At 35.2% G+C, this 22,476-nt stretch carries 22 protein-coding genes and 1 pseudogene; 18 read left to right on the top strand and 5 right to left on the bottom strand.

Going from position 1 to position 22,476, the window contains the following annotated elements; genetic code table 11:
• The first annotated feature begins 90 nt into the window (after nucleotides 1-90).
• Nucleotides 91-417, top strand: a complete 327-nt coding sequence (locus tag ACSVDH_RS23630) for a YuzD family protein (RefSeq protein ID WP_439251591.1) — start codon at nucleotides 91-93, stop codon at nucleotides 415-417.
• A 204-nt stretch (nucleotides 418-621) separates the two neighbouring features.
• Here ACSVDH_RS23630 and ACSVDH_RS23625 read toward each other — a convergent pair whose 3' ends face one another.
• On the bottom strand, nucleotides 622-1,689 hold the full coding sequence (locus ACSVDH_RS23625) for an NAD(P)/FAD-dependent oxidoreductase (RefSeq protein ID WP_439251592.1): 1,068 nt from the start codon (nucleotides 1,687-1,689) through the stop codon (nucleotides 622-624).
• 313 nt (nucleotides 1,690-2,002) lie between these two features.
• Between ACSVDH_RS23625 and ACSVDH_RS23620 the strand changes: the two genes are divergently transcribed.
• The 4 genes from ACSVDH_RS23620 to ACSVDH_RS23605 all read left to right on the top strand — a co-directional run bounded on the left by ACSVDH_RS23620 (nucleotide 2,003) and on the right by ACSVDH_RS23605 (nucleotide 4,930).
• The gene (locus ACSVDH_RS23620; RefSeq protein WP_439251593.1) at nucleotides 2,003-2,239 is read left to right on the top strand and encodes a YuzB family protein; all 237 of its coding nucleotides are present in this window, start codon (nucleotides 2,003-2,005) and stop codon (nucleotides 2,237-2,239) included.
• Nucleotides 2,240-2,451: 212 nt separating this feature from the next.
• Entirely contained in the window at nucleotides 2,452-3,312 is an 861-nt protein-coding gene (gene dapF / locus ACSVDH_RS23615) for a diaminopimelate epimerase (RefSeq protein WP_439251594.1), read from the top strand.
• 58 nt (nucleotides 3,313-3,370) lie between these two features.
• Nucleotides 3,371-3,733, top strand: a complete 363-nt coding sequence (locus ACSVDH_RS23610) for a HesB/IscA family protein (protein ID WP_439251595.1) — start codon at nucleotides 3,371-3,373, stop codon at nucleotides 3,731-3,733.
• 165 nt (nucleotides 3,734-3,898) lie between these two features.
• Nucleotides 3,899-4,930 carry a tyrosine-type recombinase/integrase gene (locus ACSVDH_RS23605; RefSeq protein WP_439251596.1) on the top strand — a complete coding sequence of 344 codons (1,032 nt, stop codon included), beginning with the start codon at nucleotides 3,899-3,901 and terminating at the stop codon, nucleotides 4,928-4,930.
• A 981-nt stretch (nucleotides 4,931-5,911) separates the two neighbouring features.
• Here the strand turns inward: ACSVDH_RS23605 and ACSVDH_RS23600 are convergent.
• A complete protein-coding gene (locus ACSVDH_RS23600) occupies nucleotides 5,912-7,639 on the bottom strand; it encodes an ATP-dependent nuclease (RefSeq protein ID WP_439251597.1) in 1,728 nt (575 codons plus the stop codon).
• 638 nt (nucleotides 7,640-8,277) lie between these two features.
• Between ACSVDH_RS23600 and ACSVDH_RS23595 the strand changes: the two genes are divergently transcribed.
• From ACSVDH_RS23595 to ACSVDH_RS23580, 4 genes are all read left to right on the top strand, one after another.
• Nucleotides 8,278-9,156, top strand: coding sequence for a YonV family putative phage-derived protein (locus ACSVDH_RS23595; protein ID WP_439251657.1), 879 nt, complete (start codon nucleotides 8,278-8,280; stop codon nucleotides 9,154-9,156).
• A complete protein-coding gene (locus ACSVDH_RS23590) occupies nucleotides 9,131-9,574 on the top strand; it encodes a YonV C-terminus-related protein (protein ID WP_518618362.1) in 444 nt (147 codons plus the stop codon). Before ACSVDH_RS23595 ends, ACSVDH_RS23590 begins: the two co-directional genes overlap by 26 nt.
• Before the next feature lie 1,069 nt (nucleotides 9,575-10,643).
• Nucleotides 10,644-11,612: a helix-turn-helix domain-containing protein gene (locus tag ACSVDH_RS23585; protein ID WP_439251599.1), complete on the top strand. Its 969-nt coding sequence runs from the start codon at nucleotides 10,644-10,646 to the stop codon at nucleotides 11,610-11,612.
• 268 nt (nucleotides 11,613-11,880) lie between these two features.
• Nucleotides 11,881-12,702: a cupin domain-containing protein gene (locus ACSVDH_RS23580; RefSeq protein WP_251624935.1), complete on the top strand. Its 822-nt coding sequence runs from the start codon at nucleotides 11,881-11,883 to the stop codon at nucleotides 12,700-12,702.
• 206 nt (nucleotides 12,703-12,908) lie between these two features.
• Here the strand turns inward: ACSVDH_RS23580 and ACSVDH_RS23575 are convergent, their stop codons facing one another.
• Both ACSVDH_RS23575 and ACSVDH_RS23570 read right to left on the bottom strand, forming a co-directional pair.
• Nucleotides 12,909-13,412 carry a DUF2202 domain-containing protein gene (locus tag ACSVDH_RS23575; RefSeq protein WP_439251600.1) on the bottom strand — a complete coding sequence of 168 codons (504 nt, stop codon included), beginning with the start codon at nucleotides 13,410-13,412 and terminating at the stop codon, nucleotides 12,909-12,911.
• Nucleotides 13,372-13,824 carry a ferritin-like domain-containing protein gene (locus ACSVDH_RS23570; RefSeq protein ID WP_439251601.1) on the bottom strand — a complete coding sequence of 151 codons (453 nt, stop codon included), beginning with the start codon at nucleotides 13,822-13,824 and terminating at the stop codon, nucleotides 13,372-13,374. Before ACSVDH_RS23570 ends, ACSVDH_RS23575 begins: the two co-directional genes overlap by 41 nt.
• A 576-nt stretch (nucleotides 13,825-14,400) precedes the next feature.
• Between ACSVDH_RS23570 and ACSVDH_RS23565 the strand changes: the two genes are divergently transcribed.
• The 5 genes and pseudogenes from ACSVDH_RS23565 (at nucleotide 14,401) to ACSVDH_RS23545 (ending at nucleotide 17,918) form a co-directional block, all read left to right on the top strand.
• Complete coding sequence (locus tag ACSVDH_RS23565) at nucleotides 14,401-15,003, top strand: recombinase family protein (protein ID WP_439251602.1); 603 nt, start codon at nucleotides 14,401-14,403, stop codon at nucleotides 15,001-15,003.
• 297 nt (nucleotides 15,004-15,300) lie between these two features.
• Nucleotides 15,301-15,609, top strand: coding sequence for a nucleotidyltransferase domain-containing protein (locus ACSVDH_RS23560; protein WP_439251603.1), 309 nt, complete (start codon nucleotides 15,301-15,303; stop codon nucleotides 15,607-15,609).
• Nucleotides 15,610-15,616: 7 nt separating this feature from the next.
• Nucleotides 15,617-17,077 carry a hypothetical protein gene (locus ACSVDH_RS23555; RefSeq protein WP_439251604.1) on the top strand — a complete coding sequence of 487 codons (1,461 nt, stop codon included), beginning with the start codon at nucleotides 15,617-15,619 and terminating at the stop codon, nucleotides 17,075-17,077.
• Between the two features lie 322 nt (nucleotides 17,078-17,399).
• Nucleotides 17,400-17,519 (top strand): annotated as a pseudogene (locus ACSVDH_RS23550) (HesB/IscA family protein); the annotation flags it as partial.
• A 195-nt stretch (nucleotides 17,520-17,714) separates the two neighbouring features.
• Nucleotides 17,715-17,918: a hypothetical protein gene (locus ACSVDH_RS23545; RefSeq protein ID WP_299087428.1), complete on the top strand. Its 204-nt coding sequence runs from the start codon at nucleotides 17,715-17,717 to the stop codon at nucleotides 17,916-17,918.
• 89 nt (nucleotides 17,919-18,007) lie between these two features.
• On the opposite strand, the gene yumC is transcribed toward ACSVDH_RS23545, so the two are convergent.
• The gene (gene yumC, locus ACSVDH_RS23540) at nucleotides 18,008-19,000 is read right to left on the bottom strand and encodes a ferredoxin--NADP reductase 2 (protein ID WP_299087426.1); all 993 of its coding nucleotides are present in this window, start codon (nucleotides 18,998-19,000) and stop codon (nucleotides 18,008-18,010) included.
• Between the two features lie 440 nt (nucleotides 19,001-19,440).
• On the opposite strand from yumC, the gene ACSVDH_RS23535 reads away from it, so the two are divergent.
• From ACSVDH_RS23535 to ACSVDH_RS23520, 4 genes are all read left to right on the top strand, one after another.
• Nucleotides 19,441-20,664 (top strand): NAD(P)/FAD-dependent oxidoreductase, encoded by a 1,224-nt coding sequence (locus ACSVDH_RS23535; protein ID WP_439251605.1) that lies wholly within the window; start codon nucleotides 19,441-19,443, stop codon nucleotides 20,662-20,664.
• 394 nt (nucleotides 20,665-21,058) lie between these two features.
• Nucleotides 21,059-21,544, top strand: coding sequence for an NUDIX domain-containing protein (locus ACSVDH_RS23530; protein ID WP_439251606.1), 486 nt, complete (start codon nucleotides 21,059-21,061; stop codon nucleotides 21,542-21,544).
• Between the two features lie 152 nt (nucleotides 21,545-21,696).
• On the top strand, nucleotides 21,697-21,822 hold the full coding sequence (locus ACSVDH_RS23525; protein ID WP_439251607.1) for a YuiA family protein: 126 nt from the start codon (nucleotides 21,697-21,699) through the stop codon (nucleotides 21,820-21,822).
• Between the two features lie 76 nt (nucleotides 21,823-21,898).
• Nucleotides 21,899-22,219, top strand: a complete 321-nt coding sequence (locus tag ACSVDH_RS23520; RefSeq protein WP_299087418.1) for a YuiB family protein — start codon at nucleotides 21,899-21,901, stop codon at nucleotides 22,217-22,219.
• Nucleotides 22,220-22,476 lie beyond the last annotated feature (257 nt).

Here is a 22,476-nt window from a genome sequence, read left to right as displayed (position 1 = left end):
TGATGAAAAAAATGGTTCATCACCCGCCAAGAGGATGGAAACATTTCAGAAATTCGAATACAATGAGAGAAAAGAAGGGTGGAGGGAACTATGAAACCAGTAGAAATTTGTGTCTATGGAGCGGAAATTCTTTGTCCAAGCTGTGTGAATATGCCATCAGCTAAAGAAACGTACGAATGGCTGGATGCGGCTTTAAAACGAAAATACAAAGACCAGCATTTTACGATCTCCTATATTGATATCAACCAGCCGCCTAATGATCCAGATAAGCAGGAGATGGCAGAAAGGGTCTTGAATGATGAGTACTTTTACCCGCTCGTTGTCATTGAAGGCACGGTTGTTGGAGAAGGAAATCCAAGATTAAAAAGGATTTATGAAGTAATGGAATTACATGGGTATGTGAGTGAGGCGCTATAATGAGAAGAGGATGTCCACCGTTGGTTAGACATCCTCTATTTTAAAAGGTAAAAAGGCATAAAATTTGAACTTAGTTTTAGTGTCTAGCTCCAGCGACTAGCCCCTTGAGGTCATAAGCCAAATTGGAATTGAAGGCAAAAAACACCTTCTATTCCAATTCGTCTTATTTGCCCTAGGCTGATCAAGGCGCTTGCGCTTTTCTTATTATCCGTTATGATACTTGTACATCCAAAGTACCCCTGATTTTAATAAACGCGGAACCCGGCCCATTAGCGGGCGATCGTTAACAAGACCAAATCCCTGCTTTTTACCTAGTGAACCTAGAACACCTTTAAGCTTAAATGGAGGGAAGGATTCTGGCAGAGGCTCTCCATTCCATTTTTTTTGTAAAACCTGAACGATTTGTTCAGCTTGAGCTTCGGCAAGCTGGGCACTAGGAGCATGCGGGAGGCTGGCACAATCTCCTACGACAAATGCATCCTCATAATTTGGAATAAAATGTTGCGCTGTTAAAACAACACGACCTTGATTATCTTTTTCAACCTCCAGATCGCGAACAATTTTATTCGGCTGAATGCCTGCAGTCCATACAACGACATCACATTCAATCGGGTGATCATGGTTATAAACAATATTTGGTTCTACCTTTGTAATATTAGCCCCATTAATTATTTCAACACCATGCTCTAGGAACCATTTCTCAACATAACTGCTTAGTCGTTCCGGAAAGCTGGCAAGGATATGTTTTCCGCGATCAAACAGCTTGATGTTTAAATCTTTACGGCTTTCTCTGAGCTCACTGGCAAGTTCAACACCGCTTAATCCAGCTCCAACAATGGCAACGGTAGCACCTGCGCTTAAATTATTTAGATTTTGATACGTTTCCCGAGATTGGTCAATCGATTGGATGCTGTATGTGTATTCTTTTGCACCTGGAACATTATGATATTTGTCCTCACAGCCTAAGCCAATAATTAAGTCGTCATAAGGTACAACCTCTTCATCTTTTAAAACAATTTGCTTGTTATCAAGGTCTACCGAAAGTACTTCAGCAAATTTTGTTTGAAGTCTTGGATGTTCTGGAAATGAAACACGAATATGATGGTCAGAAATCGTACCGGCTGCAAGTGCATAATATTCGGTTTTAAGACAATGATAGGGATTTTTATCTATCAGCGTAATTTGAACATCTTCTGGCAAATGATTTGGTAATAATCTAAGGAGAATACGCATTCCACCGTATCCGCCGCCAAGGATCACTAGGTTCTTCATAATCGATACCCCTTTTTCCCCACGTTTTTAATAAAATTGATAAATTGAGAAATTATACGTAAATAATTCAAAATTCCATAAAAAAGTATAACGAAATTAAGCTAAAATAACAACACATTATCAGAAAAAACGTTTTATAAATGATGAACTTTATAAATAGATAAGAACATTAGTTATTGTTTACAATCCGTTAAATATTTTTGATGAGAAAATATCCCATTCAAAGTTGTATACCTTGACCTAACTATAATTGTATAATAAAGTTTGATATAAGTGTTTATTAAGATCGAGCGCATTGTGAGAGGTGTAAAAATTGAAGCCGATTATTGAATTTTGTATTAGCAATTTAGCAAATGGCTCACAAGCTGCTTTACAACAGCTTGAAAAAGATCCAAATTTAGATATTATTGAATACGGCTGTCTGGGATACTGCGGCAAATGCAGCCATTCACTTTATGCATTAGTAAATGGTGAAATTGTGACAGGAAACAGTCCTGATGAGCTTGTTGAAAATATCTATACTTTTCTTGAAGAAAATCCTATGTTTTAATATAGAAGGAGCTAGGGTCGTTACAATCAGCTCCTTTTCCACCTTGCGTTATCCTCGTATTTCCTTCCAAAAGTACCCTTCGATTCAGTAAAAAAGAAAAGCTCCCTACAATAAGCAGGAAGCTTTTACTTCTATAAAACGGGGGATATATGTATTGTGCTCATATTTCCAACATTTTATACTAATAAAAACAAAAGTTCATGGAGGACAAAATGAATTCATTTACATTCACAAAAATGCACGGATTAGGAAATAATTATATTTATGTTAATCAATTTGAGGAGCAGCTTGAAGAAGCAAGCCTGCCTGAAATTGCTAGACAAGTATCAAATGTGTATACAGGCATTGGCTCTGATGGATTAATTTTAATTTGTCCATCTGATCAGGCACCTGTAAAAATGAGAATTTTTAATAATGATGGCTCAGAAGGGAAAAATTGCGGCAATGGTTTACGATGTGTTGCGAAATATGCATATGAGCATAAATTAGTAACAAGTACAGAATTTCAAATTGAAACCTTATCTGGCCTTGTTCATGCAAAGGTGCATGTTGAAAATGATACTGTCAAATTAGTGACGGTTGATATGGGGCAACCGCGTTTAGAAAAAGCACAAATTCCGATGGCAGGAAACAGTGATGAAAAAACGATAAACGAAAAAATGGACTTTGCCGGAAATTTATATGATGTGACAGCCGTTTCGATGGGAAATCCGCATTTGATTTTTTATGTGGATGATATCCGTAAAGCACCTGTTACAACATTGGGGCCGATTGTTGAGAAGGATGAACGTTTTCCAGAAGGTGTTAACGTTGAATTTGTAGAAGTGGTATCAAAAAATGAGCTGCATTTTAGAGTGTGGGAGCGCGGATCTGGTGTCACACAAGCTTGTGGTACAGGCGCTTGTGCTGCTGTTGTTGCTTCCGTATTAAACGATCTAACAATTCAAGGTGAAGAAACAACAGTCCATTTAGCAGGCGGAGACTTAAAAATCAATTGGACCCTTGAAGGAACAGTACTGATGACAGGTCCTGCTGAGGTTATTTGTAATGGAACCTATTATTTGAGTGAGTGACAATGAAGCTGTATACTAAAGATAGAATCCTTTCATAAATGATTAAGGAGGTTGTAAAATGACAGATGTAGTGAAAATTACAGAAGCTGCTGCTTTTCAAATAAAAGATATGATGAAAGAGCATGAAGAAGAAAATGCATATCTTCGTGTAGCTGTAAAGGGTGGAGGCTGTAGCGGTCTATCCTACGGTATGGGGTTTGAACACGAAATGACAGATGAAGACCAAGTTTTGGAACAACATGGACTAACCATTCTCGTGAAAAAAGAAGATGCGCAAATATTAAACGGAACGACGATTGATTATAAGCAATCGATGATGGGCGGCGGTTTTACGATCGACAACCCTAACGCAATCGCATCATGCGGCTGCGGTTCATCGTTTAGAACAGCACAGGTTGCTGGTACACCTGAGGAATGTTAATTAATTGAATAATTGTTCGGGGTTATGAATTACAGACTTATTTTGGGTGTACACAAGCCTCAAAATGTGTGTTAACAACCCTAAAAGCTTCAAATCTAGGTTGTGAATTACATGCCTTCTCGGTAGTTAATGTCTAAAACATTACTATTTGAGGAGGCTTTTTTAATGTCTTTAAACAAGCGAATCAGAAAAAAACCCGTTGGAAAAATGTCTAACCAAAAGGAATATCCAAAATTAACAATGGAACAAGCAATTGACTTAGTTATTGCTGGGAAGAGTGCAGAAGGTTTAAGGGAACGAACGTTAAAAGATTATCGAAAGGATTGGAAGTATTTTGTTTTATGGCTTCAAAAGAACTATGAAATTGAATCAGTAGATGAACTATCACCACAGGTTTTTAGGGATTACATTAACTATTTAAAATATGATGCACCAAAGTATGACGGACATAAGTATATTCAAAGTGAACAAGGCATTGGCTTATCTGATACAACGATAAACATTCGCTTAAGGGTATATCGGGCAATGTTTAATTTTTTGGAGCGGGAGGATTTGATTGAAGTAAATCCAATGTCTGGTGTGAGATTATTAAAACAAGATATAGACCTTACAAACTGTTTTACAGATGAAGAGGTCAAAGAGGTTTTAAAGCAACCAAATCAACGAGATTATGTTGGATTTCGGGATTACGTAGCCATGATATTGTTGTTAGATAGTGGAATCAGAGCAAATGAACTTTTAAGCTTACAAGCGGGCGATATTGATTTCCAAACTAGGTTCATTACCCTTGGAGGAGAGAAAAATAAGAATCGAAAACCACGTATTGTTCCGATTTCAGCACATACAGTCAAATTACTATTGCAACTGATTAATGAAAATAAAAAGCATTTTTCAACTGATAGGATTTTTCTTTCTTCATATGGTGAACCGCTTGGACAAAATCACTTTAACAAGCGATTGAAATATTACGCAGATAAGGCTGGTATTAAGGATAAAAAGGTTACTGCCCATGTCTACAGACATACATGGGCAAAGAACATGACCCTTAATGGCTGTGATGCTTTTACACTCCAAAAAATGGGAGGATGGTCAGATATTCGGACAATGAGAAGGTATATACAAATGGATACTGATGACCTTCGAAAAAGTCATGATACATTTTCTCCAGTGATGAAGATGGTTACTAAGAAACGATGAGCAAAAAGTATTGTCTTCATGTATAATCCGTTAAATTCATTAGATATTTAAGAGTCCTCGAATGAATAAACAAATGAAGCACATTGCCTATTACACAAAGAAAGTTGCTCAAGAGGGTGCGAAGGCAAACCCACATATAGAGGGTATAGAAATTCCTATCGCAGTAATCGCTTGCTTTTGTATAAACGAATGTTGAATGAAATGATTAAAGCTACTATGTAACTTGAATTGATTGAATTACTTGTGGCAGGGGCAAGTTCCTGCTCACTAGTAATGAAAAAGAAAGCCAAGAGCTTTAAACAAACCAACGAAGTGGGATTCCTGTCCTTTCAAATGGTATTTATCAACTTTATGATAAGGAGTGGTCTTTTATATATTGGGAAAGGTAAAAAGGTTCTTAATAGAGTTCTTGACCATATGACAGGTAAAAGTTCAAATACGAGGCGTTTTTTCGAGGAATAGAGCGGGCAGAAATTTACTTATTAACTCTGTATAGTTCATTGAAGACAGAAAACCTTGAGCAATACCTAATTAAAGTATTAATCCAAGATACAATGAACTAAAATCGTCTGAACATGCCATTATGATTAGAAGTAAAGAGTTTGAAATATGAAACAAATTAAACCGTTCATCAATTACGGTGGACGGTTTTTATCGCTGCTATTGAATCAGTCCAAAAACCATCATAAAGGGTGTTTCCTAAGGCAGTTGCTGAACCATTAGGCATGAATACTTAAGGAGGGAAAAATTAGTAAATTGATTGATAAAAATGTGATGTGACTAAATAGCAGAAAGAAGTATCACAAAAGGACGGTATCGGGCTACAACTTACGTATTTATCTGTAAGCAGTTCTCCAATGTCAAGGAAAGACAGAAGAGGGAGAGAACCATTCTAAAGCTTGAGTGATTCTCACCTTCTATTTGTTTTTTTGTAATAAACCCGCACCGTAAATGTACAGGAAAATAGAATTCATATTTCATTTACATATCCAATGATACTTGTTCCACCTTAGAAACTGCCTTAGATTTCCTTTTCAGTACCTTTCGCTCTTGACTTAATAATGGAGTAAACAGATTTTCGTAATCCTTATCTCCTATAATCTCGATGAAAGGATGTTCTAGAGACATTTGATTTTCCAAACTAAAAATGTAGTTAAATACCTTCTCTAACTTCTCTCTAGCTTTAATATAAGATACATCAACTGCATCATGTATAATTCTGTGAATGGTTTCTGTTTTTTTATTGTTAGGAACGTCACCTAAGCCCATAGCACGTTCAAGGTTAGGGACTGAGCCAAAGATTCTAGTAGAATCTTCTTTTAAAGCGTATATGTTATAACAGTTTGTTTGTTGAGCCTTCAGCGTTGAATGTGTAAATCTCTCGTGATTGTCTATGTCATGCAAGATGTAATATCTGGTGTTAAATTGGTTAAGAATTTTCATGAGGGAGCAGATTGTTGCCTTGCCTCTTGCTCTAATAACATGAATGTTCAAACCACGCTCTTTAATAAAGTGCTTAAATGCAACATATTCAGTATCGCCTTCTACAACAATTATCTTATCAGCAAAGAAGAATTCATTGACATATGAATCCACATAATTCAAGAGCTTCATATTTTTTATATCATCTTCGTCAAACTGGGAGCTGGATGATTGATACAGCTCAATGGCTTCGGTTTTTCCAATTCTAAATACTTGAATAGTAGTATGGCTCTCAGAGAGGTCAATCAGTACAGGAGAGTGGGTAGAGATAATTAATGGCAACCTATTTCCGATAGCATAAAGCGACCTACTTAAAGCTCTAACAGCTTCTGGGTGTAAAAATGCTTCTGGCTCATCAATAAGTAGCATTTTCTGCGTGCTGTTTGTCCCCATTAATCCTTGTTCAATCATGTTTTGGATGATGTATATTAAACTCATTCTTTGTATTCCTGTACCTTGTGTAGAGAGGGGCATATCACTGCTTTGCGTGTTTCCAATTAGCACACTGGAGCTAGTAGACTTGACTATATCAGATACCGAAAAGCCATTACTTTCTCCACCTTGAACTGAAAGCTGAAGAGAGTTATTAGAAAATACACTTTGTAAACTTTTTGAAACGCTCTCACTAACATTTGAGAGTGAAAAATCTGTCTTGCTTTTTAATTTCTTTAATAATTTTGGGATTGAGCTTTTAAGCTCTAAGTATTCTCTCTTTATTGCTTGTAGCTCTTCCTCAACAAACTCTTCCATTTCCAACTTGCTTAATTCTGCCGTAATTATCTGTGAGTAAATTTCTTGAACTTGCTTGTCAATTTCTTCAGTAGTCATATAGGGTGTGATGTAATAAGGGCTATTTGCCAAAATTTCATCTAATGTTTCTTTCAGCTCATGAGTTCGTTTAATTTCAGCACCTTGCGTATCAAAGTATTTTCCATTATCATTCGAATACTTTTTCACAATGGTTACTGTTTCACCAGTCTCGCTGTCCACAACAAACTCAGCTTCTAATTCAATGGTTTTGTTCTCGTCTTGGTTGGAGTAGCACTCAACTGGTATCTTCCCTTTTGCGGTAGTAGGAAGATAAAACTGGTTAATTGCTTCTAGAAATGTTGATTTACCCGTATTGTTTCTTCCTGTCAAAATAACAATGTCCTCACTGGAAAAATCAATGCTGAACTTTGTATTAAAGACTTTGTAGTTTAAAACACTGAACTTTTTCAGTCGCAAGGAAACACCCCCAATATGTAAATGTATCTATAACAATCGTCCTAATTATAACAAAAAATTACATAAAAACCCATAATATTCTATAAATTGCGATTTATTAATGAATAATCTGGAGGATACTGGTTCGGAAGGGCTTTCAGTAACATGAATGTTCTGTTAAATTTACATATTGTGTTTAAGGATAATGTATTAATTACCATAAGGTAATTTGTGCAAGTCTTTTGAGAATAAGTAGAGAATAAACTTTGTTTTCAAGCCTTCAAAAGCGAATTTGTGGTTTTACTGATTTGTTTTAACACTAAACATCTGATTTGATACAATGCTAATGTAATTCTTTCACCATGAATTAGGCGAGAGAAATTACTACCCTAATTTCTCAATATCAATAAATCTCAGTCGATACTGAACATTGAAAGTGTAAATGCCACAATTTACCTATAAAAAAGTTCTTGGTTGGCACTTTTGCGAGATTAGTAAGCTTTTTCCTAAAGGTTTTAACGAAAATCATCATTTTTGAGTTTTGTATAATAGAAGTATGAACTGCATAAAGGTTACTAGTCCCAACGTGAATGGATGATATAGTGACCTTTGCTAATAGAAATAATCGAAACAGAAAGAGAGTGACCTTATTGGAAAATATGTTAAACCAAAAACCAATTAAAATAATAGATGCGACTTGTGGAAAAGGAAAAACTTCTTGGGCAATTCAACTTATGAATGAGGCTGATAAACCAGAGAAGTTTATGTTTATTACTCCATTTTTATCGGAAGTCAAAAGGGTTAAAAACGCTGTTACAAACAGGAAGTTTTCAGAGCCTGAGGTGGATAAAGACAACGTAACAAAACTAGACAGTTTAAAACGATTAGTAAGGCTTGGAAAAGACATCGTTAGCACTCATGAGTTATTTTCTAATATCGATGAAGCAACATTAACTTTTATCAAATCTCATAACTATACACTTATTTTAGATGAGGTAGCGAACGTTATTGAACAAGCACAAATTTCGAAAGATGATATTAAATTATTGCTTGGGCATGATGGGAATGAACCATACGTAACGGTTGATGAAAATGGTTTTGTTGCTTGGAAAAAAGAAAAATATGATGGAACGTTTAAACGAATTGAAAGGCTAGCTAAGACAAACAATCTAATGATTTTCAACAATACAGCTATGTTTTGGACATTTCCTGTGTCAGTATTCAAAGCGTTCAAGGATGTTTTCATACTCACTTATATGTTTTGGGGACAATCGCAGCGGTATTATTTCAAAATGTTTGAAGTGCCAATGTATTTCAATTCTGTGGAATTAATCCGTGAAACAGGTCGCTTTGAGTTAATTCCATATGTTAAACCAACGCAAGAGAATGTCGCATTCCTTAAACAAAACATCAATATTTATTACCCGACTAGATACAATGAAAAGGATATGAACGCTGTAGGAGATAAAAAAGGTGCTTTCAGTAAAGCATGGTTAACAGAGAATGTAAAGGATAAAGAGATGGTTAAATTTAATTAGCAGTCACGCTTATAACTTCTACTGGAACAAATGCAAAGTAAAGTCTGAAAAAGTAATGTGGACATGTTTGAAGGATTTCGAAAAGAAATTGACCCCTAAATCAGCAAAGAAACAGTTCGTATCACTTACTGCTAGAGCAACAAATGATTATATAGATAAAGAAGTTTGTATTTACCTTGCAAATCGATTTATGAATCCAGTTGAAGTGAAGTTTTTTCAATATCACAAAGTCAAAGTTGACGAGGATTTCTGGGCATTATCAGAGTTAATTCAATGGCTGTTCCGAAGCAGAATAAGACGTGGAGAACTAATCGAATTATATATTCCTTCGAGTAGAATGAGGGGTTTACTAGAGAAGTATTTAAATGGAGAAGCTGTTGCGTGGTTTGAAAAAGATGAAGTATTTGTAGTGCAGTAGAAGGTTTTAAACTTGATGTATAAAATTTTGCATAAGTGATTCTTCAAACCCTTGTGGTTGTTGTGGTTTGATTCATTTTCCTTATAGAAGATTATATGAAAAACGCATAAGTATTGATGGGAAAGAACCATATACATGTGTCTAATCGTAGCGTAGCGAAGATTAGCACATGGGCGGGGAGGAATGAGTGAGGAACGAACTCATGACGGGATGCCAAGCCTAAAAAGCTTTTAAAAGAGACTAAGAAGGCGTTGTCCACGCCCGTCACTACGCTATCGCTCCGTTCCTCCTCGGCAGTTGCTCGTTCTTCACTACGTTCAGAACGGCAACTATCATAATCATTATGGGGATAATTGGAGAGTTGTTTGAAGACAAATTTGGGTATTTGGTACTATAGGAAGTAATTAAGAAAGATGAGAAGTGACCATATACTGAAGCAGATAAGAAGCTAATAAAGGCATTGTATGAAGAGAACTTTTAAGAGGTTTATTCAAGTAGAAAATATAATGAGGTATTTATACTTCATGAGAATGACTAAGCGAACAACTCCAAGCGGAAAAGTAATATTTGAGCCTTATACTAGATTCTATTAGAGAGGAAAAACTGCCGTAGAGGCAATCATAAATCTTGCGACTGAAACTCCACAAGCATTTCAGCTACATGTCCCTGCGATAAAATGGTTAGAAACTACAAGAGAACACGTTCTAGAACCAATCTCAAAGGAGGTTAGTTCCTTACACCTCACGGTTAATCTCATGAAAAAGCCACCCTACCTAACCAAAGGAAAAAAGGGTGGCTCTTCTAAACGCAACAAGTAATCCTTTTTCAATATTGCTCCTCTTACCTACCTTCCCTCACACCTTTAATTCACCTATATGAAATCGCCCTGCAATCTACTTCGCCATCAATCCGTAGCTTAAAATACCGTAACCGAATTTCTATTATATACCAATATAGACTTCACAATGAAATGGATAACTACATTAAAATAAGAAGAAATTAAGATGAAAAGGAGTTGCTTTCCAATCGTTTAGATAAAAAGACAAAAATGGAATGAAGGTAAGGAATTGTGATAATCTATACAGCTACTAATAAGGTTAATGGCAAAATTTATGTGGGTCAAACAATTCAAGTGTTTAAAAATAGGAAGAAACAACATAGAGTTGTTGCATATAATCCCGAAGCAAAAAATTATAATAGTAAATTCTATAGAGCCATCAGAAAGTATGGTTGGGATGTCTTTGAATGGAAGGTTATTGACAAAGCTGATACACAAGGTGAGTTAGACAATAAAGAGAAATATTGGATAAGCCACTTTAACTGTCTTGACGATAGTTTTGGATATAACCAACAAGAAGGTGGCAGTGGTGGCTCTCCTACTAAAGAGGTTAGAATTAAAATATCAAAGGGAAGAGGTGGTAAACCCTTTTTAATATACAGGGCGAACGGAGTGTTCGTAAAAAGATATGATATTCAATTAGAGTGCGCAATAGAATTAGGATTGAGCGCAGGAAATTTGAATCAGATGTTAGTTGGAGAACATCATAATCTCAATGGATACTTTGCTATATATGAAGATGAATTTACAGAAGAATTACTAATAAAAAAGATTAAGAAAGCAAACTCAATTAGAAAAGGCTCTGATAATGGGTTTTCTAAATTAACTGAGGAAAATGTTATAGCAATAAAAGAGATGTTAGTGTGTGGTATTAGCCAATACATAATTGCAAAAGCGTTTAATGTAGGACAAACAACTATTTCGGCAATCGCAAGAGGAGAAATATGGGGTTATATAACAGTTGACAAGTGGATTCCAAGCAATAGAGGAAATAGTAAACATCTAAAATTAGATGAGGTAATTGAAATTAAGCGAATGCTGATTCAAGGAGTTCCTCATAGGAAAATAGCAAAAGAGTTTGGTAGAGGTAAAACAACAATAACTCAAATAAACAATGAGGAAACGTGGTCAAACCTAAAAATTGATGGATGGTATGAATATCAAGCTAAACGTCAAGATAAAATGAATAAGAAATCGTAAACGAGTGCCATACAGGTACTCTTTTTTTATGACTCACAGCATATTAACCGAGTTTCTTCTAACAATAACTAATAAAACTGTGATTTTATGAAGCGTACACTCCTTCACTCTCTAACCCTTTTCGATATTAAGATAAAATGAAAAAAGATAATCATCATTAGGAAGCAACGCTTTGTGTTTTTCCATGTTCCGAGCAATTTGAATTTAAGTACATTCACCTAACATAGTGCATAGGATAATTTGATAATCTGTGAAGGGATTGAGGAAAATGTACTACTATCCAAATATGTATCCACATCAATATCCTTATTATGTTAATGTACCAATGAATAACTATGGTAGACAGTCTGTTTATTGGAATATTCCTGTTGAGGGACATGCAAACAGTTCTTTTCGTTTTTCCAATGGTGATGCCAGAATTTCATTAAAAGATTATGGAGCAGAACCGTTTGTCGTTAATATCAATGAAGCTACGAAGCAAAACAACACGTACCGTACCGCTTTATGGACAGGAACTCATTTGCAAGTTACCTTAATGAGTCTAAATGTTGGCGAAGATATTGGTTTGGAAATGCACCCTAACGTTGACCAATTCTTACGTGTTGAACAAGGTCAGGGCATTGTTCAAATGGGCAAGCGGAAAGATAATTTAAATTTTAAAAGAAATATCTATGATGATTCTGCAATCATGATACCTGCTGGAACATGGCACAATGTAATCAATACAGGTAATATCCCGCTAAAACTTTACTCAATATATGCTCCTCCCAACCATCCGTTTGGTACTGTTCATAGGACTAAAGCAGACGCAATGGCTGCAGAAGAAGGCTATGGTAACGAAAATGGAAATACAGTAGTTTTTGGAAGGACTCCAGATGAATGGATAAGATATACGGAATTTTTGGTAAAAGAAGGCTTGGAAGACGTTAAAAGAGGAATTAATATGACACACATTCTTCAAGAATTTATTCTAATGGGAGTTCTTGTAGGGAAAGGGTATTCTCCTGAGAAAGCATATGAAACAGTTGAAGAATGGGAACGTACAGGAGAATCCAAACTTCTACAGAAAAGCAAAAAGATGCAGAATTAGAGTAAAAGCATATAGTTAAAAGAAAAAATCCTCTTGATAAAAGATTTACTTAACCTTTGCTAACTTTAGGTTCTACTAGTAAACAATACAAAAGGAGTATGATTCCATTAATAATCATACTCCTTTTTCTGTATTTAAAACTACTGAAAAAAGGATTCCATTAGAAAAATTATTAATGATGTAAATTGACATAATTACACCTTAATCTAAAAAGTTCTTGCAAGACCTCTTTCAAATGCTGCAAGATGATTCAAAGAGGCGTTACGAAGTTGTGAAAAAACCGTTCTCATATCGTTAGGGATATCAAGTGATAAAAATCTTTCATACATAGAAATATTGTCTATTTCTCCTTGAACGCCAGCAGCATATGCTGCCTTAATGTTTTCTGGAGTTGAAACGAATGACTGCGATATATCTACAGGTAAAGGTACTTGATAACGTTCAAAAAGAGGCAACAACGCATTTATATGTCTCATTTCGGCTTCTTTTATTTGTGCAAATGTACGAATATATCCAAAAGTTCCTAGAATATTATCATATCTTGCTTGTGCCAAGTATTCGTCTTGAAGGGTATAAGTCAGCATTTGAGGTACGGACAATGTGGAAGCACTTAATGCTCCTTTAGCACCGTAATTTTCAACTTGCCGATTAGTGTGTGTTACCTTGGATTTAAAAAAAAAACAAAAACCATACAGCGTGATTTTGTTCATCTGCTGCTGCACGACGAAATCTATCTTTAATAGTAGCATCCTGTGCCTTATCTGCGATATCTAAATAAAAATCAACGGCTTCTTGTTCATCTTTAAAGGCAAATTCGATTCCTGCTCTGTACTTAGCTGGACATTCCTCACTGATTTTAAAAGTTGGCTGCCTACCTGTTAGATTTGTATAAATTTTACTGAACTCTTCAAGATGACGCTTTTCATCTTTTTGTATCTCAAGTATTTTGTTCCTTTCATCCTGTGTAGGTGCTAGTTTGGCTAACTTTTCATAACAAGCAACAGCACTATATTCTGCATTAATTGCTTTCTGAATATCATTTACAAGTTGAGTGTCATTTGTTGTACGATAATAGTCATTATAATAAACACCATAATTATAGAAATTATGATTTGAATACATGATTGTCCTCCTTTTGCATAATTGTCAACGTATCTTATGCCTTATACATAGGTAGGTGTGCAAGGTCAATTATCGGAGGAATAGTAAGTTAGAGAAATTGGAGGGGTTCTTACCACTTTTGTTCATTTATGCTTGGATTAAATCTGGAGCATAATGAAACCTACTGTAAAGTTCCATGTTAATTTGTTGGTGGATACAGAAACCATGCTCATCCACAAACAAGTATTCGGTAAATTTCCGACACGACTCAAATATTAGGTTGGTTTTAGTATGATAAAGTAATTAAACATATAGCGACAATCTGATTAACTTCGATAATGATATCCGACAACAGAAGTAATTCTATACGTGAGATTAGAGGGGAAATCTCACTGCTGCTTTTGTTATGTTGTTTCTGATTAGCTATAGTTTCAAAAGGTACACTTTCTGAAACGCATTTAATGAAACGGTCGAATAAGGGTTTGGATAGTCTCATATGGTATTGAATTCACTTTTGAGACGTATCGTAATTTATATTGACCTTTTGATACGATATTCTTTAAGATAAGAGTATTAAATAACAAGGTGGAATTAACCATGGAGAACAAAGAATTCGGATATGTACGAGTAAGCAGTAAAGACCAAAATGAAGTACGACAACTTGATAGCATGTATGCTCTTGGAATTGATGAGCGTGATATTCATATCGATAAGCAAAGCGGTAAAGACTTCAATAGACCTCAATACCAAGCTTTGAAAATGCGATTGCGTAAAGGTGATACGCTATTCATTCATTCTTTAGATAGGCTAGGGCGTAATAAAGAGATGATTCTAAACGAGTGGAAAGATATCACCCAGAACATCAAAGCAAATATTGTTGTAATTGATATGCCACTATTAGATACACGAAAATACAATGATAAAATTGGTTCTTTTGTAGCTGATTTGGTATTACAGGTATTATCATGGGTTGCTGAAGAAGAAAGGACTAAGATTAAGGCTCGTCAAGCTGAAGGCATAGCTTCAGCAAAGGCACAGGGTATACACCTAGGAAGACCTAAAACATCTATTACTTCTGAATTTAAAGAGGCTTATAAGCAATGGAAAGCAGGAGAAATTACTGCAGTTGAAGCAATGAAGAAATCAAATATGACTAAGGCTACATTTTATCGCAAGGTTAAGGAATATGAAGTAGTTTAAGGAGACTTCCAAGGGGGTCTCTTTCTTTATGCTGAGGATATGGGGGCGATATTTCCACATTTCTTTAACACTTTTTTTATAGAGTCGATAAGCAGTAGCCTTTTTCACATAATACTTAAATTACTATTAACCGATACGACAATGAGTTGTTCTCTTTGTAGTTTCTGTTTATATATCAAAAAACAAGTCTTCTTTTCAGTATTTTAAAGAATTTTGCTCAACCATACATTGAAAATATTATTTAAAAAGGAGTAAAGAGTCTCAACTTTCATGTATTTATTATAATATAATGGTAATATGGAAAAAATTCATAAAATAAATTTAGAAAAATTGAATAGTGTATTTACCTTAAAAGAAGTTTACATTACTGGTTCATTTTGTAAGGGCGAGACTACAGAGTGTTCAGATTTAGATATGATTATAATATCTGATGATTTTCAGGGAATAAGTCATTTTAAACGAAGAGAGATAGTGGAGAAATATATTGAATTGTCTTTACCAATAGATGCAATTTGTTTAACCTCCTTTGAACTCCAAGTGGCAACTAAAAAATCACCTAATTTCTTTGAAAATGAAAAATTAGAAGGTATTAAAATATGGGGGTGAATGAAAAATGAAACAGTTCTTTATTAACGACTTTCCAGCTTTAATAGCTGGAATAGAGCTTACTGAAGAGCGTCTCACATACAAGAGTATTGAATTTTTAGGAAATGCAGCATTATTAGTCGATGATGTTCTTATTAGTTTAGACATAGAACCTCATGAAAGGGTTATCCTTGAAAGAATTTTACATAATATTAATGATATTTTGTTCTACAGAGAGAGTTTGTGGTACTATAGCAGTTTTTATTACTTCCCTAAAAGCGTAAAAGGCGATAACCTTGAACAGGATTTTAGAAGAGTTAATAATGATTTTTTAACAATGAGAGTTCGTATTCGAAGTTCTAATATTGGAAATTATTCGTTAGGTGATTCAGTAGATAATAATTTCTTTAAGCGAATTAACAGCGGATTCTTCAGAGGAATAAAAATGATATTAGATGGGGATTCTTCAGAATTTTTTGTTCCTGCAATATATACTTTATTAAATGCCATCCAAACTCTTTATGAATATATTCAATCAAATGATGTTATTTATCAGGAGCAGGCGTTAAGTAATTTAAATGCTTTCCATGATTACATGTGGAACTGTTGGAACAATCCGATAATAAAAGAAGTAATAAAAGAAAATCGTAAATTGCATCTGTTCTTCTTAGAACAGCGTTTTAAATATTTACATTTCATTAAGAAAGAAAAGCTTGCTGACATAGAAGATAAGTTAGTATCATTAATGTCTTGCGACATTAAAGTTTGGAACATTAATGATAAAATATGGGGATATCTTAACCTACAATCAATAAATCCAAGCCTTTTTGTTAGATTGTTTAAGGATGATTATAATTTATTTAAGGAACACATCCAAAAAGGACAGATTAGGTCAGTAAATCATATAACTTTACTTAGAAATGTAGTAAAAAGCCTTAAAGAAACAGAAAATCCAAAAATAGGTGAAATGGGTATTCCTTATCCCAAAACCACCAAAATACCAAGGTGGTTTCGACTTCAAGATTATTTTAATCAGTATGATAAAATACCTACAATTAATGTTACCGAAGAAGATATGGGCAAATTATTAGATTTTGATGATGATACTTTAAGAAGAAAAATTGCTAATTTAATGATTAACATAGATGAGGGAATTGCGCAAAAAGAATCCCAAAAACCGCATGGTGCATTTGAAATTTCTGATATGGAGATTCCGATAGGAAAAGCTTTCGAGCAATTTTATATCTGTATGCCGTTTAAGTCAGGAAGAGAATTTAAGAAATTAGTGCCAGAGAAAATTGCTTACCAGATATTCAAACCATTTTCTTATTTAGGTGATAAAGCTATTGTTGTATTTATTTCAGCTGCCAAGGTATCTGAAAGTCTAGATACTTATGTTAAAAGAATGAAGACTTTACTTAATTGGGAAATACATATAATTTCGCATGAGCAGCTAGCAGCCCTATTGAAGATAAACAATCAACTGTAGCAGAGTTAATTTTAGTTTCATCTTATTAAGGATGTTTAAGGGGAATAACACCTATTAATAGACTGCTTTACATGTTTTTACCACTACTTTCAGTGGTAAGGAGTGTCTTATAGGTAACGTGAGAACCAAATCCTATCTCCTTTGGAAGGTAGGATTTTTTACTACCCAAAGGGAATTGATAGTTGGTTATTGCTTGTTTGAAGGTAAAACTTTGGGTATAATTCAGTTAACGACATTAACAATCGAGTTGGCTAGCAATTAACAATCATAATTGCAATTCATAATCATCGAAAACTATAAAAAACCTTGATATATCAACATTTATAAGCAATCGATGATGGGCGGCGGTTTTACGATCGACAACCCTAACGCAATCGCATCATGCGGCTGCGGTTCTTCATTCCGTACCGCTACAAATACTGGTACGCCTGAAGAGTGCTAAGTTTTATATAAACAGATCGCTTTAGATTGTTGTTTTTTACAGTCTGAGGGGGTCTGTTTTTTTCAGCATCAATCACCGAATCAAGATAGCAACAATCTCACTAGTAACGTGCATATGAATTTATTAAAACAAAGTAGGATTTTTCATTTCTTCTATCGAATAACTAACTAAGATAATAGTTAGGAGAGTGGAGACATGAAAATTAAAGTTATTATGAATAGTGGAAAAGAGTATGTGATAGTAGAAGAAAATTATTCAGTAAATGACTTTAAAAAAACCCTTTACAATGACCGGCCTGAGGGAAGGGAATTGTTTAATGGCTTTATTTATTTGGATCGAGCTAAAAAAATTACGATTAATCCGACCCATATCTCCTCAATTGAAGTTTTACAAGAGTGAAAAAATAAATAGGATCTGATCCCCTCTAGCACAAAACTCCTATATACAGATAGTTGTGGGAGGGGGCAGACCCTTATGTGACTGCCAAATTAATTAAACAAACTAGTACTGTGCAATGGCTGAACTCTTGCCTTTGGATCGATGAAGGCTTTTGCGTTGTTAACAGCGGTTGGGGCTTCACCAAATCCGCTAGCAATCAGCTTCACTTTCCCATCATACGTGCAGATGTCTCCAGCAGCATAAATTCCTTCAATATTTGTTTCCATTTTGGAGTTTACTTTAATTGAATTTTTCTCAATTTCTAAGCCCCAATTCTTAATTGGTCCAAGGGAGGAAACAAAGCCATAGTTGATAATTAAATCATCTATTTCAAGTGCTTCTTTACGGTCTCCTTTTACTTCTTCTAATAAAATTTTCTCAATGTTTTCCTCACCGACTAATTCCGTAGGAACAAATGGTGTTAGGATATTTACCTTTGATTTTTTTAATAATTCGACACTATGTTCATGTGCTCTGAATTTATCACGTCTGTGAATAAGGCTGACGCTTTTGGCAATTGGTTCAAGCATAAGCGCCCAGTCCACAGCAGAATCGCCTCCCCCACAAAGGGCGACACGTTTGCCAGCAAACTTGTTTAAATCATCGACAAAATAATGGAGGTTTTTGTTTTCGTACTTTACGGCTTCAGCTAACTCTAGCTTACGAGGTTGAAACGCTCCGTTACCGGCAGTAATAATAATTGTTTTCGTGTAATGAATTTCAGCGTTTGTTGTTAGCTTAAAGACGCCATCAGCCTGTTTTTCCACATGTTCTACCGCTTGCTCCAGTACAACTGATTGGGAAAACATACCCATTTGTTCTTTTAAATTGTCAACAAGCTCCTGTGCTCTTACTTTTGGGAAGCCTGCGACATCGTATATGTATTTTTCGGGGTATAACGCAGAAAGCTGACCACCTAATTGCGGAAGACTTTCGATAATTTTGACGCTTGCTTGTCTCATTCCGCCGTAAAAGGCAGTAAACAAACCGACTGGCCCTCCGCCAATGATGGTAATATCATATACTTTCGTATCTTCTTGCATTTGCCATCCTCCTCTTTAAAGGTATACGGAACCTATGTAAAAATCTTACCATAGGTCGATAAAGGATTTCATTTACTTTTGCTTCATTGTCCCAACTATCATATGACATTATTCGTGAGATTCATTTGAATTTAAGGTTATATGTAAGCGTTTTAAAAAGCGGGTGTAAAAAACAATATAAGATTATAGATTATTTTTAGAAAAATATGTACTCCTTTGTAAGAAAAAATTACTTGAAAAAATAATTTTAAATAGTAATATGGAATATAGGCATAATTATATCTATTTCTATTTTTGATAAGCTTTTTCCTTCTTTATGTGAAGGTAAGTGAATGATTTCACAAACTTTTATCTCTTATCCTAAAATAAAATGTAGTCCTTCAGTGGATGATAGTAAGAGACATTATTCGTTTTATTTTAACAATTATTAAAAAAGGTGGTTGTATTCGGTGAGAAAGCCAAGAGTTGTCATTTTAGGTGCAGGTTATGGTGGATTAATTACAGTTACACGTTTACAAAAGCAAATTGGCGTAAACGAAGCAGACATTACATTAGTGAATAAAAATGATTATCACTATGAAACGACATGGTTGCATGAAGCATCAGCTGGTACTTTACACCATGATCGTGCTCGTTATCAAATTAAGGATATTATTGATAACAGCCGTGTGAAATTTGTAAAGGACACTGTTGTGTCAATTGATAAAGAAGCAAAGAAAGTTGTCCTTGAAAATGGCGAAGTTGAGTATGATTATTTAGTTATTTCTTTAGGTGCGCATCCGGAAACATTCGGTATCAAAGGCTTAAAGGAATATGCATTTGGGATTACAAGCATCGATTCTGCTCGTCAGTTACGTGAGCATATTGAATATCAATTTGCTACTTATAACATGGAAGCTGAGAAAAAAGACGAGCGTTTAACAATTGTTGTAGGTGGAGCAGGCTTTACCGGAATTGAATTCTTAGGTGAGTTAGGAAACAGAATTCCTGAGCTTTGCAAAGAGTATGATATTGACTTTAAAAAGGTACGCATTATCTGTGTTGAAGCAGCACCAACTGCATTACCAGGTTTCGATCCTGAGTTAGTTGAGTACGCTGTAAACCATTTACAGAAAAAAGGCGTTGAATTTAAAATCGGTACAGCGATTAAAGAATGTATCGAAGACGGCATCATTGTTGCAAAAGATGACAAAATGGAAACAATCAAGGCTGGCACTGTAGTTTGGGCTGCAGGTGTTCGCGGTAACAGCGTTGTGGAAGAAGCAGGTTTTGAAAACATGCGAGGCCGTGTAAAAGTTGATGAATTCTTACGTGCTCCAGGACATGAAGAAGTGTTCATTATCGGAGATTGCTCATTAATCATCAATGAAGAAATCAATCGTCCTTACCCGCCAACAGCGCAAATTGCGATGCAGCAAGGTGAAACATGTGCTAAAAACCTTGCAGTTGCGATTCGCGAGCGTGGTGAAATGGAGAAGTTTTCACCAGATATTAAAGGATCTGTAGCATCTTTAGGTGAAGACGATGCAGTTGGTGTTGTATTCGGTAAAAAGTTAGTCGGTACAAAAGCATCCTTCATGAAAAAAATGATCGATAACCGTGCATTATATATGGTTGGCGGACCTTCATTAGTATTGAAAAAAGGTAAGTTTAACATTCTTTAATTTCATCATATTTTTGTAAAAGAGGCTGTTTTTTGGAGACAGCCTCTTTTATACTATTAGAAAGTATAAAATTTTATGGATGATAGTATAAGAAATACTAAGGCTTTCGCCATTAGGACTTGCACTCATAGAGCATAAGTCATTCTAAGCAAGCAAAATACGCTTGCTAAGTAATGCTATAGCGACAAGCCAAGTATTTCTAAAAAGGTAAGAAAGTATAAAATTTTGAACTTAGTTTTAGTGTCTAGCTCCAGCGCCTAGCCCCTCTAGGATCTAGCCACTCATGAATAGAAGGCAAAGAATGCCTTCTATTCATGAGCGTCTTATTTGCCCTAGGCTGATCAAGGCGCTTGCGCTTTTCTTATAATCAATCTGGCAAAAGGGGTTAAAAACGATGTTGAAGTCAAAACGGGGAAATGTCTGGCTGGCTGTAGCAGGTATTGTTCAGAATGAAAAAGGTGAGTGGCTGGTTGTCAAGAAAAAATATGGCGGGTTAAAGGGGAAATGGTCATTGCCAGCTGGTTTTGTTGAACAAGCAGAAACAATTGATCAAGCGGTTGTGAGAGAAATTCGTGAAGAAACAGGAATTATCGCAAAAGTTGAAAGTGTTATTGGAATACGATCTGGTGTCATTAGAGATGTGATAAGTGACAATATGATCATCTTTAAGCTCCAAGCTGAAACCACCTCTATTATTGTTCAAGAAAAAGAGCTGGAGGAGGCTGCTTTTATTCATCCTCAGCAGCTTATTCATAATCCTGATGCCTCTTTATTGCTTGTGAACTTTGCTAACTCTTCCTTTGATACTGAGTTGAAAAAATATGATCATCACAATCCTGGAGACCATTTTGGCTATACAGCGTATAGACTATTTTTGTAATTTTCTTAATTCTACGAAAAACAGAGCATTCAAAAGAGAATACAATATGTATTCGCTTACATCAAAAAATATGTCAGATTATCTTCCTTTAAAATTGTCAGAATACTTGGTATATTATCAAGACCTATTACAATTTTAAAGGGGAGACATTTATGAATACTGCAACAGAAGTTAAGACACAAGAATGTCCTTATTGCTCTGGGAACGGCTATTTTCAGTTATTACTAGGCGGCTCCGAAACATGCAAAAGCTGCGATGGAACAGGTAAGAAGTCATAAAACGTTCACTGACTTAGGATTGACTGTCTATCTTTCATTTTAGTACACTTAAATAGGTGTAATGGAGGTGATAGGCATGTTAAGCTTACCTGTTTTATTAATTTCAATGCTATTATTTTTAGTCTTATTTTTTGGAATCGGATTTTTACTAAATATGCTATTACGGATGTCATGGATCATGGCGATTGTGTATCCAATTGTTTGTATCTTTATTATAGATAATGTGAGGTTGATTGAATATTTTGTAAGTCCTGGTGAATCATTTTCTGCCTTAGGCAATAAAATTGTTTCATTAGCACTTGCCGATATCCTTATTTTAGCTTGCGGCCTTGCCGGAGCCATTCTTTCTGGTATCGTGATTAAAATGCTTCGTAAAAGGGGCTATCAAATGTTTTAGGTATGAGAAAAGAGTAAGCGCTTTGCTTAAACTTCTATATAATACTGGATAGATTCATGATAAAACTTGTCATCAATAACCAATGGCAGGTTTTTTTATCGTTTACCAGGAAATTATAAAATTCTTGAACTGTGGATAAGCGCTTTGACATCCAGCCCCAGCGCCTAGCCCCTCGAGGGGGCGGGGCTGATCAAGGCGCTTGCGCTTTTGCTCTTTTACTGCTGAGACTCCTTCGGGAAATGCAAGTTAAAGGGAGC

The sequence above is a fragment of the Metabacillus sp. Hm71 genome (assembly GCF_051842955.2).
In the GTDB taxonomy this organism is placed as follows: domain Bacteria; phylum Bacillota; class Bacilli; order Bacillales; family Bacillaceae; genus Metabacillus.
Note: the sequence above shows the minus strand (reverse complement) of the source record. Positions and strands in the feature narration are given on the sequence as shown.

Excerpts from the sequence above, each read along its gene's own strand:
- ACSVDH_RS23605 (WP_439251596.1), top strand. The coding sequence starts at position 3,899 with ATGTCTTTAAACAAGCGAATCAGAAAAAAACCCGTTGGAAAAATGTCT.
- ACSVDH_RS23625 (WP_439251592.1), bottom strand. The coding sequence starts at position 1,689 with ATGAAGAACCTAGTGATCCTTGGCGGCGGATACGGTGGAATGCGTATT.
- ACSVDH_RS23560 (WP_439251603.1), top strand. The coding sequence starts at position 15,301 with ATGGAAAAAATTCATAAAATAAATTTAGAAAAATTGAATAGTGTATTT.
- ACSVDH_RS23630 (WP_439251591.1), top strand. The coding sequence starts at position 91 with ATGAAACCAGTAGAAATTTGTGTCTATGGAGCGGAAATTCTTTGTCCA.
- ACSVDH_RS23570 (WP_439251601.1), bottom strand. The coding sequence starts at position 13,824 with ATGTATTCAAATCATAATTTCTATAATTATGGTGTTTATTATAATGAC.
- yumC (WP_299087426.1), bottom strand. The coding sequence starts at position 19,000 with ATGCAAGAAGATACGAAAGTATATGATATTACCATCATTGGCGGAGGG.
- ACSVDH_RS23610 (WP_439251595.1), top strand. The coding sequence starts at position 3,371 with ATGACAGATGTAGTGAAAATTACAGAAGCTGCTGCTTTTCAAATAAAA.
- ACSVDH_RS23555 (WP_439251604.1), top strand. The coding sequence starts at position 15,617 with ATGAAACAGTTCTTTATTAACGACTTTCCAGCTTTAATAGCTGGAATA.
- ACSVDH_RS23565 (WP_439251602.1), top strand. The coding sequence starts at position 14,401 with ATGGAGAACAAAGAATTCGGATATGTACGAGTAAGCAGTAAAGACCAA.
- ACSVDH_RS23580 (WP_251624935.1), top strand. The coding sequence starts at position 11,881 with ATGTACTACTATCCAAATATGTATCCACATCAATATCCTTATTATGTT.
- ACSVDH_RS23545 (WP_299087428.1), top strand. The coding sequence starts at position 17,715 with ATGAAAATTAAAGTTATTATGAATAGTGGAAAAGAGTATGTGATAGTA.
- ACSVDH_RS23525 (WP_439251607.1), top strand. The coding sequence starts at position 21,697 with ATGAATACTGCAACAGAAGTTAAGACACAAGAATGTCCTTATTGCTCT.
- ACSVDH_RS23575 (WP_439251600.1), bottom strand. The coding sequence starts at position 13,412 with ATGAACAAAATCACGCTGTATGGTTTTTGTTTTTTTTTTAAATCCAAG.
- ACSVDH_RS23530 (WP_439251606.1), top strand. The coding sequence starts at position 21,059 with ATGTTGAAGTCAAAACGGGGAAATGTCTGGCTGGCTGTAGCAGGTATT.
- ACSVDH_RS23520 (WP_299087418.1), top strand. The coding sequence starts at position 21,899 with ATGTTAAGCTTACCTGTTTTATTAATTTCAATGCTATTATTTTTAGTC.
- ACSVDH_RS23595 (WP_439251657.1), top strand. The coding sequence starts at position 8,278 with ATGTTAAACCAAAAACCAATTAAAATAATAGATGCGACTTGTGGAAAA.
- dapF (WP_439251594.1), top strand. The coding sequence starts at position 2,452 with ATGAATTCATTTACATTCACAAAAATGCACGGATTAGGAAATAATTAT.